Annotated in this window: 16 protein-coding genes and 2 tRNA genes; 4 read left to right on the top strand and 14 right to left on the bottom strand. The window is 70.4% G+C overall.

What is annotated here, in order from left to right:
• Positions 1 to 9: 9 nt before the first annotated feature.
• The 7 genes from nrfD to ACFQRJ_RS16445 form a co-directional block, all read right to left on the bottom strand.
• Positions 10 to 1,230, bottom strand: a complete 1,221-nt coding sequence (gene nrfD, locus ACFQRJ_RS16475; RefSeq protein WP_377020307.1) for an NrfD/PsrC family molybdoenzyme membrane anchor subunit — start codon at positions 1,228 to 1,230, stop codon at positions 10 to 12.
• Positions 1,227 to 2,231: a 4Fe-4S dicluster domain-containing protein gene (locus ACFQRJ_RS16470; protein WP_377020306.1), complete on the bottom strand. Its 1,005-nt coding sequence runs from the start codon at positions 2,229 to 2,231 to the stop codon at positions 1,227 to 1,229. Before ACFQRJ_RS16470 ends, nrfD begins: the two co-directional genes overlap by 4 nt.
• On the bottom strand, positions 2,231 to 5,584 hold the full coding sequence (gene fdh, locus ACFQRJ_RS16465) for a formate dehydrogenase (RefSeq protein ID WP_377020305.1): 3,354 nt from the start codon (positions 5,582 to 5,584) through the stop codon (positions 2,231 to 2,233). The genes ACFQRJ_RS16470 and fdh overlap by 1 nt, the downstream gene beginning before the upstream one ends.
• A 53-nt stretch (positions 5,585 to 5,637) precedes the next feature.
• On the bottom strand, positions 5,638 to 5,976 hold the full coding sequence (locus tag ACFQRJ_RS16460; protein WP_377020304.1) for a chorismate mutase: 339 nt from the start codon (positions 5,974 to 5,976) through the stop codon (positions 5,638 to 5,640).
• Positions 5,976 to 7,316: an ATP-dependent Clp protease ATP-binding subunit ClpX gene (gene clpX, locus ACFQRJ_RS16455; protein ID WP_377020303.1), complete on the bottom strand. Its 1,341-nt coding sequence runs from the start codon at positions 7,314 to 7,316 to the stop codon at positions 5,976 to 5,978. The genes ACFQRJ_RS16460 and clpX overlap by 1 nt, the downstream gene beginning before the upstream one ends.
• Positions 7,317 to 7,579: 263 nt before the next feature.
• Positions 7,580 to 8,209, bottom strand: coding sequence for an ATP-dependent Clp protease proteolytic subunit (locus ACFQRJ_RS16450; protein WP_377020418.1), 630 nt, complete (start codon positions 8,207 to 8,209; stop codon positions 7,580 to 7,582).
• Positions 8,210 to 8,326: 117 nt separating this feature from the next.
• Positions 8,327 to 8,929 carry an ATP-dependent Clp protease proteolytic subunit gene (locus tag ACFQRJ_RS16445; protein WP_377020417.1) on the bottom strand — a complete coding sequence of 201 codons (603 nt, stop codon included), beginning with the start codon at positions 8,927 to 8,929 and terminating at the stop codon, positions 8,327 to 8,329.
• Positions 8,930 to 9,374: 445 nt separating this feature from the next.
• Between ACFQRJ_RS16445 and ACFQRJ_RS16440 the strand changes: the two genes are divergently transcribed.
• Positions 9,375 to 10,208 (top strand): NlpC/P60 family protein, encoded by an 834-nt coding sequence (locus tag ACFQRJ_RS16440; protein WP_377020302.1) that lies wholly within the window; start codon positions 9,375 to 9,377, stop codon positions 10,206 to 10,208.
• A gap of 124 nt (positions 10,209 to 10,332) precedes the next feature.
• Here the strand turns inward: ACFQRJ_RS16440 and ACFQRJ_RS16435 are convergent, their stop codons facing one another.
• From ACFQRJ_RS16435 to ACFQRJ_RS16425, 3 genes are all read right to left on the bottom strand, one after another.
• The gene (locus ACFQRJ_RS16435; protein ID WP_377020301.1) at positions 10,333 to 10,929 is read right to left on the bottom strand and encodes a dihydrofolate reductase family protein; all 597 of its coding nucleotides are present in this window, start codon (positions 10,927 to 10,929) and stop codon (positions 10,333 to 10,335) included.
• 204 nt (positions 10,930 to 11,133) lie between these two features.
• On the bottom strand, positions 11,134 to 12,525 hold the full coding sequence (gene tig, locus ACFQRJ_RS16430) for a trigger factor (protein WP_377020300.1): 1,392 nt from the start codon (positions 12,523 to 12,525) through the stop codon (positions 11,134 to 11,136).
• 84 nt (positions 12,526 to 12,609) lie between these two features.
• Positions 12,610 to 12,683 (bottom strand) — tRNA-Pro (locus ACFQRJ_RS16425).
• Positions 12,684 to 12,822: 139 nt separating this feature from the next.
• On the opposite strand from ACFQRJ_RS16425, the gene ACFQRJ_RS16420 reads away from it, so the two are divergent.
• Positions 12,823 to 12,896, top strand: a tRNA-Gly gene (locus tag ACFQRJ_RS16420).
• Positions 12,897 to 12,990: 94 nt separating this feature from the next.
• Here ACFQRJ_RS16420 and ACFQRJ_RS16415 read toward each other — a convergent pair.
• Together ACFQRJ_RS16415 and ACFQRJ_RS16410 are read right to left on the bottom strand one after the other, a co-directional pair.
• Complete coding sequence (locus ACFQRJ_RS16415; protein ID WP_377020299.1) at positions 12,991 to 13,632, bottom strand: response regulator; 642 nt, start codon at positions 13,630 to 13,632, stop codon at positions 12,991 to 12,993.
• Positions 13,629 to 14,732 (bottom strand): sensor histidine kinase, encoded by a 1,104-nt coding sequence (locus ACFQRJ_RS16410; protein WP_377020298.1) that lies wholly within the window; start codon positions 14,730 to 14,732, stop codon positions 13,629 to 13,631. Before ACFQRJ_RS16410 ends, ACFQRJ_RS16415 begins: the two co-directional genes overlap by 4 nt.
• Positions 14,733 to 14,843: 111 nt before the next feature.
• Here ACFQRJ_RS16410 and ACFQRJ_RS16405 point away from each other — a divergent pair, with 111 nt between their 5' ends.
• Both ACFQRJ_RS16405 and ACFQRJ_RS16400 read left to right on the top strand, forming a co-directional pair.
• Positions 14,844 to 15,587 (top strand): ABC transporter ATP-binding protein, encoded by a 744-nt coding sequence (locus tag ACFQRJ_RS16405; RefSeq protein ID WP_377020297.1) that lies wholly within the window; start codon positions 14,844 to 14,846, stop codon positions 15,585 to 15,587.
• Positions 15,584 to 16,372, top strand: coding sequence for an ABC transporter permease (locus ACFQRJ_RS16400; RefSeq protein ID WP_377020296.1), 789 nt, complete (start codon positions 15,584 to 15,586; stop codon positions 16,370 to 16,372). The genes ACFQRJ_RS16405 and ACFQRJ_RS16400 overlap by 4 nt, the downstream gene beginning before the upstream one ends.
• 112 nt (positions 16,373 to 16,484) lie before the next feature.
• Here ACFQRJ_RS16400 and ACFQRJ_RS16395 read toward each other — a convergent pair whose 3' ends face one another.
• Together ACFQRJ_RS16395 and ACFQRJ_RS16390 are read right to left on the bottom strand one after the other, a co-directional pair.
• The gene (locus ACFQRJ_RS16395; RefSeq protein WP_377020295.1) at positions 16,485 to 16,922 is read right to left on the bottom strand and encodes a VOC family protein; all 438 of its coding nucleotides are present in this window, start codon (positions 16,920 to 16,922) and stop codon (positions 16,485 to 16,487) included.
• Positions 16,923 to 16,932: 10 nt separating this feature from the next.
• Positions 16,933 to 17,385, bottom strand: a complete 453-nt coding sequence (locus ACFQRJ_RS16390) for a helix-turn-helix transcriptional regulator (protein WP_377020416.1) — start codon at positions 17,383 to 17,385, stop codon at positions 16,933 to 16,935.
• Positions 17,386 to 17,570: the final 185 nt, after the last annotated feature.

Below are 17,570 nucleotides of genomic sequence, written 5' to 3'. Positions count from 1 at the left end.
GTGCTGGGGCTACTGCGGCTGCTCCGCCCGCTCTGAGGACGTCGGCTCGTCCGGCCGCCCGCCGGTCTGCCGCGGTCCCGTGGTGATCGAGTCGTCGACCACGCCTTCCGCGCGACGCCGTTCGAGGCGTTCGCGCTGGGGCTCGATCGTGCGCCGGGGATCCTTGACCGACTCCAGCCCGGCCTCCAGCACACCGAACCGGGTCAGGGCCGAGGCCGCAGCCAGGGCCAGGCCGCTCGCCGCCGCGATCGGCCGGCTGCGACCGGCCAGCAGGGCACCGAGACCGCCGGCGATCGCCAGGCCCTCGGAGAGCTTCAGCTTCCACCCGGCGCTCCCGCTCTCCAGCGGCTCGGCCTCGAGAGGATGCATCTGCCCCCGCATCCGGCGCGTCGCGACCAGGTCCCCGACCACCCCGGCCACCGCCAGGGCGCGCGCCGGCCCGGTCTCCCGGACAGGCGTGGTGACCAGGGCGGTGCCGCCCGCGGCGAGGGAGGCCGAGGAGACGAACACGTAGGCCAGCGACTTCCGGGAGGCGGCCCAGGTGGGAACCGCCGTGTCGCCCAGCAGAGTCGCCGTGTAGGCGGCCAGAGGACCGCCGAGCACCGCGGACGTCGTCCCGCCGGCGCACTCGGCGACCCGCAGCAGCGGCCGCAGCCGTCCCAGCGGCAGCCGTTCCCCCGACATCCGATCCACTTCGCCCGCCGCGGCGAAGCCGGCGGCAGTGCCGAAGGCTGTCAGCAGCCAGGTGCCCATGCTCATCGGGGAGCTGGGCTTGAACACGCGCAGCATGTACAGGAATCGTTCCGGGCGGCCCAGGTCGTACACCAGAGCAGGCAGACCGATGCTGACCGCGCCGAGGGCGGTCAAGCGCGAGTTGCGCCGCAGTCGGGGCCGACCAGTCACGGCGGCGCCGGCACCCAGCAGGGCGGAGCCGCCCGCGAGGCCGCCGACGAAGAAGTACAGCCCGATCGGCCACTCCCACGGCGGCGCCTTGACGACGGGGCGGCCGTAGTACGAGTCGAACTCGCCATCCGTCGTGCTGCTCGGCGGCTCGTTCGACCCCGCCCCGCGCCCGGAGTTCGACTGGTTCGCGGAGTTCGCCCGATCTATCTGGTCAGGTTCGCGCGGCGGCCCGTCCCGGCGCCGGCGGCCGCGTCGGGCGGGCTCGGGCGGCCGGTAGTCGTCGAACTCGGAGGTGACGGCGCGGCCGGAGTCAGCGGAGTCGGTCACCGGCGCGCTCCCAGGAACGCGAGGGCGGTGGCGGCGATCATCCCGAGCGCGGCCGCCCCGGCCGTGCGGTACATCTGCGGCAGCTCCTTCGTGGGCACCTGCGGATCGGGGGGTAGCCCGTACACCTCGGGTTCGTCGAGCAGGAGGAAGACCGAGCCGATGCCGCCGACGCCGTCCTGGGAATTGGCGCCGTACAGGCGCGCCTCCGTCATGCCCTGCCCGTGGAGCTGCTGGACGCGCTCCTCGGCGGCCTCGACCAGGTCCTCGCGGTCACCGAACTTGATCGACTCGGTCGGGCAGGTCTGCGCACAGGCGGGCGTCTGCCCGTCGACGAGGCGGTCGTGGCAGAGCGTGCACTTGTTCGCGGTGCCGCGGTGGGGGACGTCCTGCTCGATCTCCTTCGAGGAGGACCTCGGGGCCACGGTGCCGTCGTCGCGGCGCTCGATCACCCCGAAGGGGCACCCGCCCACGCAGGTCCCGCAGCCGTTGCAGACATCCGACTGGACGACGACGCTGCCGAACTCGGTGCGGTACAGCGCCCCCGTGGGACACACGTCCAGGCAGCCCGCGTTGGTGCAGTGCTTGCAGACGTCCGAGGACATCAACCAGCGGAACTCCGGGGTGTCCGGCATCGTGGTGTCGGTCGCAGTGGTGCCGACGCCCGGTGCAGGCGCGTTTTTGCGGGGACCGACGGTCGGCATTCCCAGGCTGACCAGCTTGCGGCCGGATTCCCTGGCCTCGTCGATCCGCTCGGAGTCCTGTTCGACGAAGGCCACGTGACGCCAGGTGTTCGCCCCCAGCTGCCCGGTGTTGTCGAACGAGGATCCCAGCAGCTCGAACTCGCCGTCGGCCGGGTTGTTGTTCCACTCCTTGCAGGCGACCTCGCAGGCCTTGCACCCGATGCAGATGGAGGTGTCGGTGAAGAAGCCCTTGCGGGGATGGGTGTGCTCCCAGCCCGTATCCGCCGCCGGGTCTCCTGCTGATTCCGTCAGCGATCCCATCACTGCTCCTCTCGCGTGGTGCGGGTGGGGTCCGGGGCCTCGCCCCGGTGACGCTCGGGGGCGATGATCCTCTCCACGCCGGTGTGGATGTCGATGCCGGCGCGGTGCTGATGCTCGGTGACCAGGTCGCGCAGCGCCGCTCCGCGGGGGCGCCGCCCGGGACGCACCGTGCAGGCGATCACCTTGGAGTTCTGGATCTGGGTATTGGCATCGAGGTTGATGCCGATCAGATCGTTGACGCTGTCACCCTCGACGATCGCCGAGGAGCCCTGCGCCCAGTGGTACGGCATGCCGATCTGGTGCACGGTGCGCCCGGCGATCTGCAGCGGCGTCATCCGCCGGGTGACGACCACCTTCGCCTCGATCGCCGAGCGCGGGGAGATCAGCGTGGCCCAGCCGTACGGCTCCAGGCCCACCTCCTCGGCCAGCTCCGGGGAGACCTCGCAGAACAGCTCGGGCTGCAGCTCGGAGAGGTAGGGCAGGAAGCGGCTCATACCACCGGCGGTGTGGTGCTCGGTCAGCCGGTACGTGGTGAACACGTAGGGGTACACCTCCCCCGCGGTGCCGGTGATGCCGGGCCCGTTGAGGTTGTCGGGGTCCGAGAACGCCACCCGGGTGGGGTTGGCCTGCTGGCGGTACAGCGGATTGGCGATGATGGACTCGACCGCCTCGTAGTGGGTGGGCAACGGCCCGTCGACCATGCCCGAGGGGGCGAACAGCCAGCCGCGGCCGTCGGCCTGCATGATGAACGCGTCATTGCCGGCGAGCGCCTCGGCGCCTCCCAGATCGGCGTCCCCGACGTCGTGCGGGGACTTCTCCACCGGGAAATCGGGGACGTCCTTGCCGGTCCAGCGCTGCTGGTCCTCGTCCCACCAGATGTACTTCTTGCGCTCGCTCCACGGCTTCCCGTCGAGATCGGCCGAGGCACGGTTGTAGAGGATCCGGCGGTTCGCCGGCCACGCCCAGGCCCACTCCGCGGCAGTGATGTCCTGTTCGCTGCCGGGCCTGCGGCGCGCCGCCTGGTTGATGCCCTCGGCGTAGACGCCGGTGTAGATCCAGCAGCCGCCGGCGGTGGTGCCGTCAGCAGTCATCTCCGTGTAGGAGGACAGGGCCTCGCCGTCCCTCTCCCCGCCGACGTAGTAGCCGTTGATCTCCTTGAGCACCGACTCGGGGTCGGGCTCCCCGTGCTCCGTCAGCGGGTAGTCCCAGGTCAGGTCCAGCAGCGGACGATCCCGCGGATCCTCGGAGCCGGCCAGCCGATCCCGGATCCGTGTGCCCAGCTCGTACATGAACTGCAGCTCGCTCATGCAGTCGCCGGGAGGCGTCACGGCCTGGTCCCGCCACTGCACGAGGCGCTGGGTCTGGGTGAAGGAGCCCGATTTCTCGGTGTGGTTCGCGGCGGGCAGGAAGAACACCTCGGTGCCGATGTCCTCGCTCCGCAGCTCCCCGGACTCGATCTCCGGCCCCTCCTTCCACCAGGTCGCGGACTCGATCATGTTGAAGTCGCGCACCACCAGCCATTTCAGGTGGGACATCCCCAGCCGCTGCATGCGCCCGTTGGCGGAGCCCACAGCGGGGTTCTGGCCCAGCAGGAAGAATCCGTCGAGCCCGTCCTCGAGCATCCGCATCGTGGTCTGGTACGTCCCGTGGGGGCCGCTGAGGCGGGGCAGGTAGTCGAACGCCCAGTCGTTCTCCGCGGTCGCGGCGTCTCCCCACCACGCCTTGAGCAGGTTGACCGCATAGGCCTCGGAGTTCGCCCAGAATCCCTTCTGGCTCTTGCTGCCGATGGAGTCGACGTACTCGCGAAAGCTGCTGTGCGAGCCGACCTTGGGCATCGGCAGGTATCCGGGCAGCAGGTTGAACAGGGTCGGGATGTCTGTGGAGCCCTGGATCGTGGCGTGGCCGCGCAGCGCCATGATCCCGCCGCCGGGACGACCCATGTTGCCCAGCAGCAGCTGCAGCACCCCGGCGGCGCGGATGAACTGGGCCCCGCCGATGTGCTGGGTCCAGCCCACCGCGTAGGCGAAGCAGGTGGTGCGCTCCGGTCCCGAGTTCTCCGCCATGGAACGGGCGAGGTACTCGAAGTCCTCCCGGGAGATGCCGCAGGTCTCCTCGACCAGCTCCGGGGTGTAGCGGGCGTAGTGGCGCCTGAGGATCTGGAAGACGGTGCGGGGATCCTGCAGCGTCTCGTCGCGCGCCGGGGCGCCGCGCTGTAGGGGCGGCCCGCCGGAGCCGTGCGACTCCCCCTGCGCCTCGCCGTCCTCTGCGGTCTCGCCGCTGGAGCGCCCGGAACGCTCGTGGGAGGCGTACAGCTGCGAGTCGTTGTCCCCGTCGGCCGAGGAGTCGTCGTACTGCCAGGAGGCCATGTCGTACGAGCCCTGGTCCGGGTCGAAGCCGGAGAACAGCCCGTCGGCGTCCTCGGCGTCGACGTAGTCCTCGTCGATCAGGGACGAGGCATTGGTGAACGCCCGGACGTAGTCCTCGAACCAGAGGTCATGGGTCAGGACGTAGTTGATGACCGCGCCCAGCAGCACGATGTCCGTCCCGGCGCGCAACGGGATGTGCTTGTCCGCATTGGCGCTGGTGCGGGAGAAGCGCGGGTCGACGTGGATGACCCTGGCGCCCTTCGCCCGCGCCTCCATGACCCACTGATAACCGACGGGATGGGCTTCGGCCATGTTGGAGCCCTGGATGACGATGCAGTCGGCGTTGGCCATGTCCTGCAGGTACTGCGTGGCGCCGCCACGCCCGAACGAGGTCCCCAGACCGGGGACCGTGGCAGAGTGTCAAATGCGCGCCTGGTTCTCCATCTGGATGGCGCCGGCCGCCGTGAAGAGCTTCTTGGCGAGGTAGTTCTCCTCGTTGTCGATGGTCGCCCCGCCGAGGGAGGCGATGCCCATCGCACGGCGCAGCGGCCGCCCCTGCTCGTCCTCGTCCTCCCAGTGGTGGCGTCGCGCCTCCAGGAAGCGGTCCGCGATCATGTCCAGCGCGGTGTCGAGGTCGAGGTCCTCCCAGTCGCTGGCGTAGGGCCGGCGGTAACGGACCGTCGTGACACGGCGCGGGGAGTTGGCCAGCTGCTCGCTGGCGGCGCCCTTGGGGCACAGGCGGCCGCGGGAGATCGGGGAATCCGGGTCACCCTCGATCTGGATGACCTTGTTGTCCTTGGCGTAGATCTTCTGGCCGCAGCCGACGGCGCAGTACGGGCAGACGCTCTGGACGACGGTGTCCGCCTCTGCGGTGCGTGGAGCCTTGTCCCGGGTGGCCTGCGAGGTGACCGCAGATCCCCGGCCCATCGGATCCTTGCCGCGCAGCTGCCGGATCACCGGCCACTCGAGGAACTGGGGGCGAGCCATGTGAGCGACGTTACCAGCGCGGCCCCGGATCCCGCCATCGACCTGCCGGGCGGTCAGGCCGTCTCGGAGCCCTCGTCGCGCAGGCGCTCGTGATGGCGGATCACCTCGGTGACGATGAAGCGAAGGAACGCCTCGGCGAACACCGGGTCGAGGCCGGCCGTGTCGGCGAGGGAACGCAGGCGCTGGATCTGCTCGCGCTCGCGGGAGGGGTCGGCGGGAGGGAGGCCGTGGGTGGCCTTGAGAACACCCACCCGCTGGGTGTGGGCGAAGCGCTCCGCGAGCAGGTGCACGAGGGCGGCGTCGATGTTGTCGATGCTGCGGCGCTCCTGGCGCAGCAGCTCCTTCGCACGGTCGGCGTCGTCGGCTGCCGCGGCGGATGAGGAGTCGGACATCAGGCCGAGCGATCCTGCCGCGAGTCCTCGACCGCCCGGTCGCTGTCCTTGCCGGTGACCATCAGCGGGGCGCGGCCCTCGGTGACGACGCCTTCGGTGATGACCACCTTCACGACGTCGTGGCGCGAGGGGACCTCGAACATGACCGACTGCAGGGACTCCTCGAGGATCGCCCGCAATCCGCGCGCGCCGGTGCCGCGCTCGATGGCTCGGTCGGCGATGGCCTCCAGGGCGCTGCGCTCGAAGTCGAGTTCGACGCCGTCGAGCTCGAACATCTTCTGGAACTGCCGCACCAGGGCATTGCGGGGCTCGGTGAGGATCTGGATCAGCGCCTCGCGGTCGAGATTGGAGACGGAGGTGATCACCGGCAGGCGGCCGATGAACTCGGGGATCAGGCCGAACTTCAGCAGGTCCTCGGGCACCAGCTCGGAGTAGACGGCCTCCTGCTCGAGCGCGGTGTGCAGCTCGGCCCCGAAGCCGATGCCGCGCCGGCCGATGCGGGAGGTGATGATGTCCTCGATGCCTGCGAAGGCGCCCGCCACGATGAACAGGACGTTCGTGGTGTCGATCTGGATGAATTCCTGATGGGGGTGCTTGCGCCCACCCTGAGGCGGAACGGCCGCGACCGTTCCCTCGATGATCTTCAGCAGGGCCTGCTGCACGCCCTCGCCGGAGACGTCCCGGGTGATCGACGGGTTCTCCGACTTACGGCCGATCTTGTCGACCTCGTCGATGTAGATAATGCCGCGCTCGGCCTTCTTGACGTCGTAGTCGGCGGCCTGGAGGAGCTTGAGCAGGATGTTCTCGACATCCTCGCCGACGTACCCGGCCTCCGTCAGCGCCGTGGCGTCGGCCATCGCGAACGGGACGTCCAGCAGTCGCGCGAGCGTCTGGGCGAGGTAGGTCTTGCCGCAGCCGGTGGGGCCGACGAGCATCACGTTGGACTTGGCGACCTCGATCTCGTCCTTCTCCCCGCCGGCCTCCTCGGCCAGCGCGGCGGCGGCGGACTTCGCCGCGGGCGCGGTCTCCCCGTTCTCCTGCGCGCGCACGCGCTTGTAGTGGTTGTAGACGGCGACGGCGAGGGCACGCTTGGCCGGGATCTGGCCGACGACGTACTCCTCGAGGAAGCCGAAGATCTCCTGCGGGGTGGGCAGCGGTGCCTGCTCCTCGGCGGCGGGCTGCGCGGCCTGGATCTCCTCGGCGATGATCTCGTTGCACAGCTCGATGCACTCTTCGCAGATGTACACGCCCGGCCCGGAGATCAGCCGTTCGACCTGTTTCTGCGACTTGCCGCAGAAGGAGCATTTGAACACGTCGGCCCCATCGCTCGTGCGCGCCATCTCCGTGTCCTTTCGTCAGGCCGTCGTCCATGCGGTCATCGCGGTGCGCGGGATCCCGACCCGGGATCTCGCGCACCCGACCACGGTACCGCGTCGGTCCCCCGCGATACGGGAGGCTAGTCCTCGGGGTGCCGGGTGCGGAAGCGGGCCCGGCGACTGCTCCCCGTGCCCCGGCGCACCGGGAGGCGGGAAGCGGCCGACGGACCCGTCGCCGCCGGTGCGACGCCGCGGCCGGGCGATGACCGCCCGGCCGCGGCGAGCACTCAGGAGGAGACCTGCTGGCGGAGCTCCTTGCGGGACTCCAGGACCTGGTCGACCAGGCCGTAGTCCAGCGCGCCGGCGGCAGTGAGGATCTTGTCGCGCTCGATGTCGGTGCTGATCTGTTCCGTGGTGCGGCCCGTGTGGTGGGCCAGCGTCTCCTCGAGCCAGACGCGCATGCGCATGATCTCGTTGGCCTGGATCTCCAGGTCGGAGGCCTGGCCGCCGCCGCCCTCGCCGCCCATGGCGGGCTGGTGGATGAGGATGCGGGCGTTGGGCAGCGCCAGGCGCTTGCCCGGGGACCCTGCGGCCAGCAGCACCGCGGCGGCCGAGGCCGCCTGGCCGAGGCACACCGTGGTGATGTCCGGCTTGATGTACTGCATCGTGTCGTAGATGGCGGTCAGTGCGGTGAACGAGCCGCCGGGGCTGTTGATGTACAGCGTGATGTCGCGGTCGGGGTCCTGGGACTCCAGGACCAGCAGCTGGGCCATGACGTCATCGGCCGAGGCGTCGTCGACCTGGACGCCGAGGAAGATGATGCGGTCCTCGAACAGCTTGGTGTAGGGGTCCTGGCGCTTGAGGCCGTAGGCCGTGCGCTCCTCGTACTGCGGCAGCACGTAGCGGGACGTCGGCATGGGAGCGGCCTGGCCGTAGCCGCCGGCCTGGGCGGTCGGCAGCGAGCCGATGGTGCGGGGATCGAAGGTCACGGGTTCTCCTTGCTGGAAGCGGGTCTGATGGTGACGGAGGGGCGGTCAGTCGTCGGTGCCGCCGCCGCCCGTGACGTCACCCGAACCGGTGACGATCTTGTCGATGAAGCCGTACTCGAGAGCCTCGGTGGCCGTGAACCAGTGGTCGCGGTCCGAATCCTCGGTGATCTGCTCGACCGTCTTGCCGGTCTGCTCGGCGATCAGCTCGGCGAGCTGACGCTTCATGGACAGGATGAGATCGGCCTGGATCTTGATGTCCGTGGCGGTGCCGCCGAGGCCACCGAGCGGCTGGTGCATGAGCACGCGCGTGTGGGCGGTCGCGTAGCGCTTGCCCTTGGCGCCCGAGGAGAGCAGGAACTGGCCCATCGACGCCGCCATGCCCATGCCGATCGTCACCACGTCCGGCTGGACGTACTGCATCGTGTCGTAGATGGCCATGCCCGCGGTGATCGAACCCCCGGGGCTGTTTATGTAGAGGTAGATGTCCTTGTCCGGATCCTCGGCCGCCAGCAGCAGGATCTTCGCGCAGATCGCGTTGGCGTTGTCATCGCGCACCTCGGAGCCGAGCCACACGATGCGGTCGCGCAGCAGGCGCTGGTAGACGTTGTCGTCGAGGCCCATGCCCATGGGGTTGTCCCCGGCCGCCATGCTCGGCCGGGGGCTGTCGGTGCTCTGGGAGGTCACAGTGTCTCCTTCGTGGCGGGATTGGCGATGAGACGACTCTAAGCGCTGGCGACCGCGCCGGGGTGCGCTGTTCGCCCAAGGCTCAGCGGTCAGGCCGGATCGCGGCACCCGGGCCCCGCCGTCCGCTCCCGAGCAACCGCCTCGTCCCACGGTCATGGCACGCAGGCAGCCTGTGGTCCACGACTCCCGCGAGAGTCAAGTCGCGGCGGGGTCCGGTCCCGAATGGTCGGGATGACGTAAAGGTCCCCCCAAGTCCCCTGCCGGGCTGTTTCAAGCCCCTCGGTTCCTGGCCCGAGCGCTCCTACGGTGGACGCATCACCCACAAGATCGCCCACAAGCCGGTGGTCACATAGTCCCGTAAGACATCCCGACCCAACAGGTCGGAGCCGGAAGGAACGATCCGCACATCATGGCGAAGCACAACACGCACCGCATCCCCGGTCGCGCCCACTCTCCCGTCCTCAACGCCCAGAACGCCGCCCGTGGACTCGGCGGAGCCGCCGTCCTCGGCACCGTCGTGGTCGGGTCCGCCTTCTCCGGCGGCGGCGCCGCGCAGGCCGCGCCCAGCGCGCCCTCCGCTCCGGCAGCCCCCTCCGTGCAGTCCGCGCCTGCGGCTCCGGCCGAGGCGGCGCCGACCGCGGTCCTCGACTCCACCGAGAAGCTCCGCTGGGGCTCCGAGGGCGGCAACGTGGAGGACCTCCAGTCCGCGCTGAACGACCACGGCGCGAGCCTCGCCGAGGACGGCATCTTCGGCCCCAAGACCCACGCCGCTGTGAAGGACTACCAGTCCAGCAACGGCCTGCAGGTGGACGGCGTCGTCGGCCCCGAGACCCGCGGCTCGCTCAACGGCGAGTCCGGCGTGCCCTCCGGTGGCGGCGCCTCGGTCCCGACCAGCTCCTCCAGCTCCAGCAGCAGCTCCATCGTGGACGCCGCCCGCTCCGTGATCGGCACCCACTACAGCTGGGCCGGCAACTCCCCCAGCGAGGGCTTCGACTGCTCCGGCCTAGTCCAGTACGCCTACCAGGCAGCCGGCATCGACGTGCCGCGCACGAGCGGCGCCATCACCGATGGCGGCCGCATGATCTCGCAGTCCGAGGCACAGCCGGGCGACATCGTGGCCTACTCCGGCCACGTCGCGATCTACGCCGGCGACGGCCAGATCATCGACGCCTCCGGCTCCAAGCAGCAGGTCGTCGAGCGCGGCATCTGGGGCAACCCGATCGGGTTCGTCACCTACCGCTGATCCGCTCAGCTCCTCACCGAGGGCCCGGTCTCCGCATGGAGGCCGGGCCCTCGTACGTCGTGAGGCCGTCGGGTATCCGGCGCGGCATAGCCGGACACGCAGCAGTGTCGCGACACGGGGCCGCTCAGCGCCGCGGCCGGTACACCCGTCCGAGCGAACGTGCCGCTCCCGGGATCGCACCCACCAGCTCCCAGTCCACGCGGCGCCCACCGGGCACCTCGAAGATCCGGGTGCCGTCGCCGAGGAAGACGGGCGCGACGAAGACCTGCATCTCGTCGATGAGATCGTGCTCGAGGGCCTGCCGGGCGATGTCGGCGCTGATGATCTGGACGTCCTTCGCGCCGGCTGCCTCGCGAGCGCGACGCACCGCCTCGGTGACGTGGCAGTCCAGCGGGACGACCGTGGGATCCTCGGCGAGCTCCTCGGGGCGGTGGGTCAGGATGAACTCCGTGCCGCTGAAGGCGCCGCCGTAGGCCTCGGAGGTGAGCTCGCCGCGCTGGTCCCGCTGCGCGAGGGCGGCGTCGTACCCTGCGCGGCCGGAGATGATCGCTCCCACCTCACCGGCCATGGCCTCGACGACCCCGTCCTCGAGTCCCTCGCCCTCCGTGCTGTGCGCCTCGTGCTCGCGAGCCGCCAGGTCCTCCAGCCAGCTCATGTCGTGCCCGGGCCCGGCGATGAAGCCGTCGAGCGACGCGGTGAACCCCCAGGTGACCTTGCCCATGACCGCTCCCCGCTGCTCGTCGGCGCCTGATGTGCTCCGGCCCACGATACTCGCGGCGTGCTCGGGTCCTGCGAGCGCACCCGTCGGGCCCGGGCGAGCTCGATGGCCCGGCGCAGTGCGGGCATGCAAACGGGCCGCCGCCCCCGGGTGGGGACGACGGCCCGTCTCGATGGTGGCTGCGAGCTCAGCGCCCACAGCCGGCGGTCACTTCGCCGCGGAGTCCTCGGACTCCTCGGCGGCGCTCTCGTCGCCGGCCTCGTCGTCGCTCGCCTCGGCAGCGGGCTCGTCCTCAGCGGACTCGTCCTCGCCGGACTCCTCATCGGCCGGGGCGTCGAGTCCCAGCTCGAGCACCTCGCCGTCGGTGTTCTTGACGGTGATGTCGGCCAGGACGACGTCCAGGGCCTTGGAGCGCTGGACCTCGGCGAAGATCTGCTCCAGCTGACCGGACTGCGCGAGCATCTGCATCAGCTGGTTCGGCTCGACGCCGTACTGCTGGGAGAGCTGGCTCATGTAGTTCATGAGGTCGTTCTGGTCGACGTTGACCTCGCGGGTCGCGTTGATCTCGTCCAGCAGGAACTGGGCGCGAACGGCGCGGGCGGTGTCCTCGCGGATCTCCTCGCCGTGCGGGTCGCCCTCTTCCTTGCCCTCGTTCTCGAGGTGGGTGTTGATCTCGTCCTGGACGAGCTGATCGGGCACCGGGATCTCGAGCTCGTCGAGGAGCTTCTCGAGCAGGGCGTTGCGGGCCAGTGCCACGCGGTTGCCCTCGGCGTCGGTGGCGGCCTGCTTGCGCAGGTCCTCCTTGAGCTCGTCGATGGTGTCGAACTCGGAGGCCATCTCGGCGAACTCGTCGTCGGCCTCGGGCAGCTCGCGCACCTTCACGGACTGCGGGGTGACCTTGATCTGCGCCTCTTCCCCGGCGTGCTCGCCGCCGGCGAGCTTCGAGGTGAAGGTGGTGGTCTCCTCGGCGGAGAGGCCGGTGAGGGCCTCGTCCAGGCCCTCGAGCATGTTGCCCTCGCCGATCTGGTACGAGACGCCCTCGACGGTCTCGATCTCCTCGTCGTCGATGGTCGCGACGAGGTCGAGGGAGACGAAGTCACCGTTCTCGGCGGGACGGTCGACGCCCACCAGGGTGCCGAAGCGCTCGCGTAGCTCGGTCAGGCGCACCTCGACGGCGTCGTCGTCGACCGTCGGCTCCTCGATCTCCACCTCGAGGGCGGAGAAGTCGGGCAGGTCGATCTCGGGACGCACGTCCTGCTCGACGACGAAGACGAGGTTGCCCTCCTCGGAGCCGTCCAGGCCGGGGATCTCGTTGACCTCGACCTCGGGGCGGCCGACGGGCTTGATTTCGGCCTCGGCGGCAGCCTTCTGGTAGAGGTCCGGCATCGCGTCGTTGACGGCTTCCTGCATGATCGCGGGGCGACCGAAGCGCTGCTCGACGAGACGGGAGGGAACCTTGCCCTTGCGGAAGCCGGGGATCTGCACCTGGTCGGCGATCTTCTTCGTGGCGGCCTCGACGGCCGGCTTGAGCTCGTCGAAGGGCACCTCGACGGTGAGCTTCACCCGGGTCGGGTTGAGCTTCTCGGACTCGGTCTTCACTGGTCAGGTCTCCCTGTACATGGATGTCTATGGTCTGTTCTCACGAGCGCCTCGGAGCTCGCACATGGCGACCCGTCGGCGGAGTCGGGGTGACAGGATTTGAACCTGCGACTTCCCGCTCCCAAAGCGGGTGCTCTACCAAGCTGAGCTACACCCCGGAGGGCAACCCGAGGGATATTACCGTCTCGCCCTGCATGGCGCTCGACTCGCCGTCTCGGGCTGTGAGGAGATGCATCCCGCCACACCCGCTGGAGGGTGTGCCACCTGCGCCGGTGATCTGGTTCAATAGTGGTCCACGCGGATGTAGCTCAATGGTAGAGCCTCAGTCTTCCAAACTGATTACGCGGGTTCGATTCCCGTCATCCGCTCCAGCGCGCGAGCCGCGGCACCGTCCATCGGGCCGCGGCTCGCGCCGTCCTCGGGCCCTCCAGGCCGTCGGTCGCGCCCACGCTTCGGCGCGCTCGCTCATCCCAGCACTCCTTCGCGTAGGGCTCGCAGCACGGCGTTGGTCCTGTCGCGTGCCCCCATCTTCGCCAGGATCGTCGAGGCATGGTTCTTGACGGTCCCTTCGGCCAGGTGGAGCAGCCCCGCGATCTCGCGGTTGCTGTACCCCTCGGCGATCAGCCGCAGCACGTCCAGCTCCCGCCCGGTCAGCTGCTGGATCGGCGCCCCGTCACCCGATATCGACGAGCCCGCGCGAATGGCCCGGAGCAGGCTCTCGGTGATGGACGGCGAGATCAGGGTGCCGCCGTCGGCGAGCGTGTCCACAGCGCGGGCGAGCTGGTCGACGGTGACGTCCTTGAGCAGGTAGCCGCGGGCGCCGGCGCGCAGAGCCCGCAGCACGAGCTCGTCGTCATCGAAGGTGGTCAGCACGAGTACCGGGATGCTGCATCCCCGCGCGCGGAGCTGCTCGAGGGTCCAGATCCCGTCGCGTCGCGGCATCCGCAGATCCAGCATCGCCACATCCGGCAGATGCCTCTCGATCTGCTCCAGCGCCGTCACTCCGTTCTCCGCCTCGGCGACCACCTCGATCCCGGCCACCTCCAGCAGGGTGCGGATCCCTTCCCGGACCAGCGTCTGGTCGTCCGCGAGCACGACGCGGCTCATGGCGCCTCCAAGCGTCCGCTGACGCGGAATCCGCCACGGCCGTCGATGGTGAGGGCCCCACCGAGGGCCTCGAACCGTTCGCGCATGCCTCGCAGTCCGTTGCCGAGCTGCGGCGCCCCCGCCCCGGCCCCGTCGTCGCGCGCCTCCAGCACGGCGTCGGCGCCGTCACGGCTGAGCTCGATGACGAGTCGTTCCGCATCCGAGTGCCGGATCGCATTGGTCACGGCCTCCTGGGCCAGCCGGAGGAAGGCGAGGGCCTGGTCCTCGGTCAGCGGCACGTCAGGGTCCACCCGGACCTCGACCTCGAGCCCGGGGATCCCCTCGACGATGCCCCGCAGCGCCCCGGCGAGATCGACCGGCTCCGCGCGCAGCTCGCCGACGGTCGAGCGCACGTCGCGCAGGAGTGCCCGGGCCACCTCGTCGGCCTTCTCGACATGGGTCCCGGCCCGCTCCGGGTCGAGGTGCCGGGCAGCCTCGAGGTTCAGCGTCAGCACGGTGAGCTGATGGCCGATCAGGTCGTGCAGCTCGCGCGAGATCCGCAGCCGCTCCGCGGTCCGAGTGGATTCGGCGAGCATCACGCTCGCGGCCCGTGCGTCGACGTGCGCCCTCGCGAGCTCGGTACGCAGGCGCTTCTCCCGCAGCAGGGCGGCGGTGCTGAGGGCCGAGGCGATCTGGATCATCAGGTAGAACCCGGCGAGCACCAGCGCCTCGGAGCGGCCGCTGGAGGCGAGCAGGCTCGCGCCCAGGACCGCGGCGGTGTTGACCACGGCGATGGCCACGGTCACCGGGAGCGGCACCACGTACACGCTGAGTGCGGTCGTCAGCACGACGACGATGTGCAGCACGCCGGTCGCGGGCACCGTGAGGATCAGTGCCCATGCGCTCACGAGTGCACAGCACAGGGACGCGATCGCCGCCCCGCGGCGCCTGGTCAGTGCGCCCGTGCCGAACACGGCGGCGAGGAACACCACCAGCAGCAGCGCCCACAGCGGTCGCGCGATCCGCGGCTCGATCACCCCGAGCAGCGACGGCATGGCCACCGCGACCGCGATGACCAGCATCGCCAGCCCCGCCCAGCCCTCGGTGCCCAGTCGTCGCATGCGCTCATCGTAGAGCGGCGCCACCCGCGGGCACCCGTGCCGATGGTCATGGGTCGTGGTGGTGACCGTCGGCACGCGCGGCGGCGAACCGCCGCTGCCTACCGTCGAGATATGACGAACACCCCTGCACCAGCCGTGATCGAGGTCGAGCACGTCGCCAAGAGCTACCGCGGCGCGGTCGCCGTCGCGGACGTCTCGCTGCAGGTGCGCGAGGGCGAGACGGTGGGGATGCTCGGCGTCAACGGAGCGGGGAAGACCACCACCGTCGAGATGATCGCCGGGCTCCGCGCTCCGGATCACGGGCGCATCAGCGTCCTCGGGCTCGACCCCCGCCGCGATCGCGCACAGCTCACCCAGGTTCTCGGGATGCAGCTGCAGGAGGCGCAGCTGCACCCCTCCCTGACGGTCTCGGAACTCATCGAGCTGTACCGCAGCTTCTACCCGCGCCCGCGGTCCCAGGCCGAGCTCCTCGAGCTCGTCGAGCTGACCGCGGAGCGCGACGTCCGCTTCGAGAAGCTCTCCGGGGGTCGCCGGCAACGGCTCTCCATCGCTCTCGCCCTGGCCGGCAGGCCGCGGGTCCTGATCCTCGACGAACTCACGACGGGACTGGATCCGGCGGCCCGGCGCCGCATGTGGCGCACCATCGAGACCCTTCGCGCCGAGGGCGTGACCATCCTCCTGGTCTCCCACACGATGGAGGAGGTCGAGCGGCTGTGCGACCGCCTCGTCCTGCTCGAGGCCGGGCGGGTGATCGCCGCGGCCGCACCTGCCGAGCTGCTCGCACGCAGCGGCACCGCAACCCTCGACGAAGCATTTCTCCAGCTCACCGGCCATGACCCGGAGGTCTCCGAATGAATGCCACCGACGCACACGTCCCCGCTGCGATCCCCGCCCGGTCGCCGGGCCTGCGGTCCCTGCTGGTGCTGGTCCGCTGCGAGATCCGGATGGTCGTGCGCGACACGGCTGGCCTGCTGGTTCCGCTCGGCCTGCCGCTGCTGATCCTGCTCACCAGCGCCGGGTCGGCGGGCGAGCAGGAGATCGTCCGCGGGCGCACGGCACTGGACCTGTTCGTGCTGCCGCTGATCATCGTGATGGTGCTGACGATGGTGGGGGTGCTGAACATGCCGAGCTTCCTGGCCACCTACCGCCGCACCGGGGTCCTGCGTCGGCTGAGGGTGACGCCCGCTTCGCCGCTGATGGTGATGCTCGCCCAGGTCATCACCAGCATTCTGCAATCGGCGCTGGGCATCGGCCTGGCGGGAGCCCTCGCGGTGGCGCTGTTCGGGGCGAACCCTCCCGTGGACGTGCTCCCGGCGCTGGGGGTGCTGGCTCTGGCCGCGGCCGCTCTGTACGCCACCGGGATGATCGTCGCGGCGGTGGCGCCGACCCCGAACTCCGCCGTCGCCATCGGTCTGGTCGCGTTCCTGCTCCTGGGCGCCAGCGGAGGCATGTTCGGGGGACCCGAGGCCCTGCCGGAGCCGGTCGCCGAGCTCGGCTCCCACCTGCCCTTCGGGGCCGCGGTCGAGGGGCTCTCCGCGGCATGGGCCGGTGATCCGGTCGCCGGCATCTCCGTGCTCTCACTGACCGTGACCCTCGTCCTCGGGGTCGGGATCTCCGCCTGGCTGTTCCGCTGGGACTGAGGGCGGCGACGCGGTTCCCGGTCGGGATCAGCCGGTGGCGCGGCGCACCAGCTCCGCGATCCGCCCGGCGACCTCGTCATCAAAGGCCGTGGGCCAGAACGGCCCTCCCGGTTCAGGCCGGACTCTGCTGGATGCGGATCATGTTCCCGGCGGGGTCGCGCACGGCGCAGTCCCGCAGGCCGTAGTCCTGGTCGATCGGCTCCTGGACGATGTCCGCCTCGGCGGCCTCGAGCGCAGCGAACGTCGCATCGAGGTCTGTCGCGGCGAGGTTGACGCCGAAGTAGGAGCCCTTGGCGATGATCGCCTGCAGGGTCGCGTTCTCCTCGGCCGTGACCCCGTTGCCCTCGAACAGGGGGTGCAGCACGATCGCGGTGTCCGGCTGACCGGCGGGCCCGACGGTGATCCACCGCATCTGGCCGCCGCCGACGTCGAGGCGCACCTCGAAGCCGAGGACGTCACGGTAGAAGGCGAGCGAGGCCTCCGCATCGGTGTGGGGCAGGAAGCTGGAGTGGATGGTCAGGGCGGGCGGCGTCTCGGCGTTCGTGGTCATGCCTGAGACGTTAGAGGGGTTCCGGAGCCGACGCTTCTCGATTCCTGACCGGTCTGGTGACGCGGCGCGCGATGCACGGCGGCATGGAGTCCAGAACGTCGGCGCCGCGCTCACGGTAGACGGAGGGCGGGACGCCCACGAGCTCTCGGAACCGCGTGCTGAAGGTGCCGAGCGACGTGAAGCCCACCTCCATGCAGATGTCCGTGACGGATCGGTCCGTCTGCCGCAGCAGGGTCATGGCCCGTTCGATCCGCCGCGTCATGAGGTACGAGTACGGCGATTCCCCGTACTCCTCGCGGAAGCGGCGGCTGAAGTGCCCGGCGGACATGTGCACCGAGCGGGCGAGTGAGTCGACGTCGAGGGCCTGGGCGTGATCGCGGTCCATGCGGTCTCGCGCCCGTCGCAGCGCCACCAGGTCCGCCGTCGGGACGACGGGCCGGGGCCGCCCTGCCGGGAACCGCACGACGACGGTCTCCCCGTCCTCTGCCACCACGGTATCCCCGTGTCCGAGCGCGCCGATCGCCCTCGCCGCGGCCAGCGCCGAGGGTGCCTGGTCGCGGTGCATCTCCATCAGCAGCATGCCTCGCGGGGCGAGCCAGTGCGGTGCCTGCTCGAGCAGGCGACGGATCTCCGTCAGGCCGTCGTCCC

The sequence above is a fragment of the Brachybacterium sp. GCM10030252 genome, assembly GCF_042666535.1.
GTDB lineage: Bacteria > Actinomycetota > Actinomycetes > Actinomycetales > Dermabacteraceae > Brachybacterium.
Note: the sequence above shows the minus strand (reverse complement) of the source record. Positions and strands in the feature narration are given on the sequence as shown.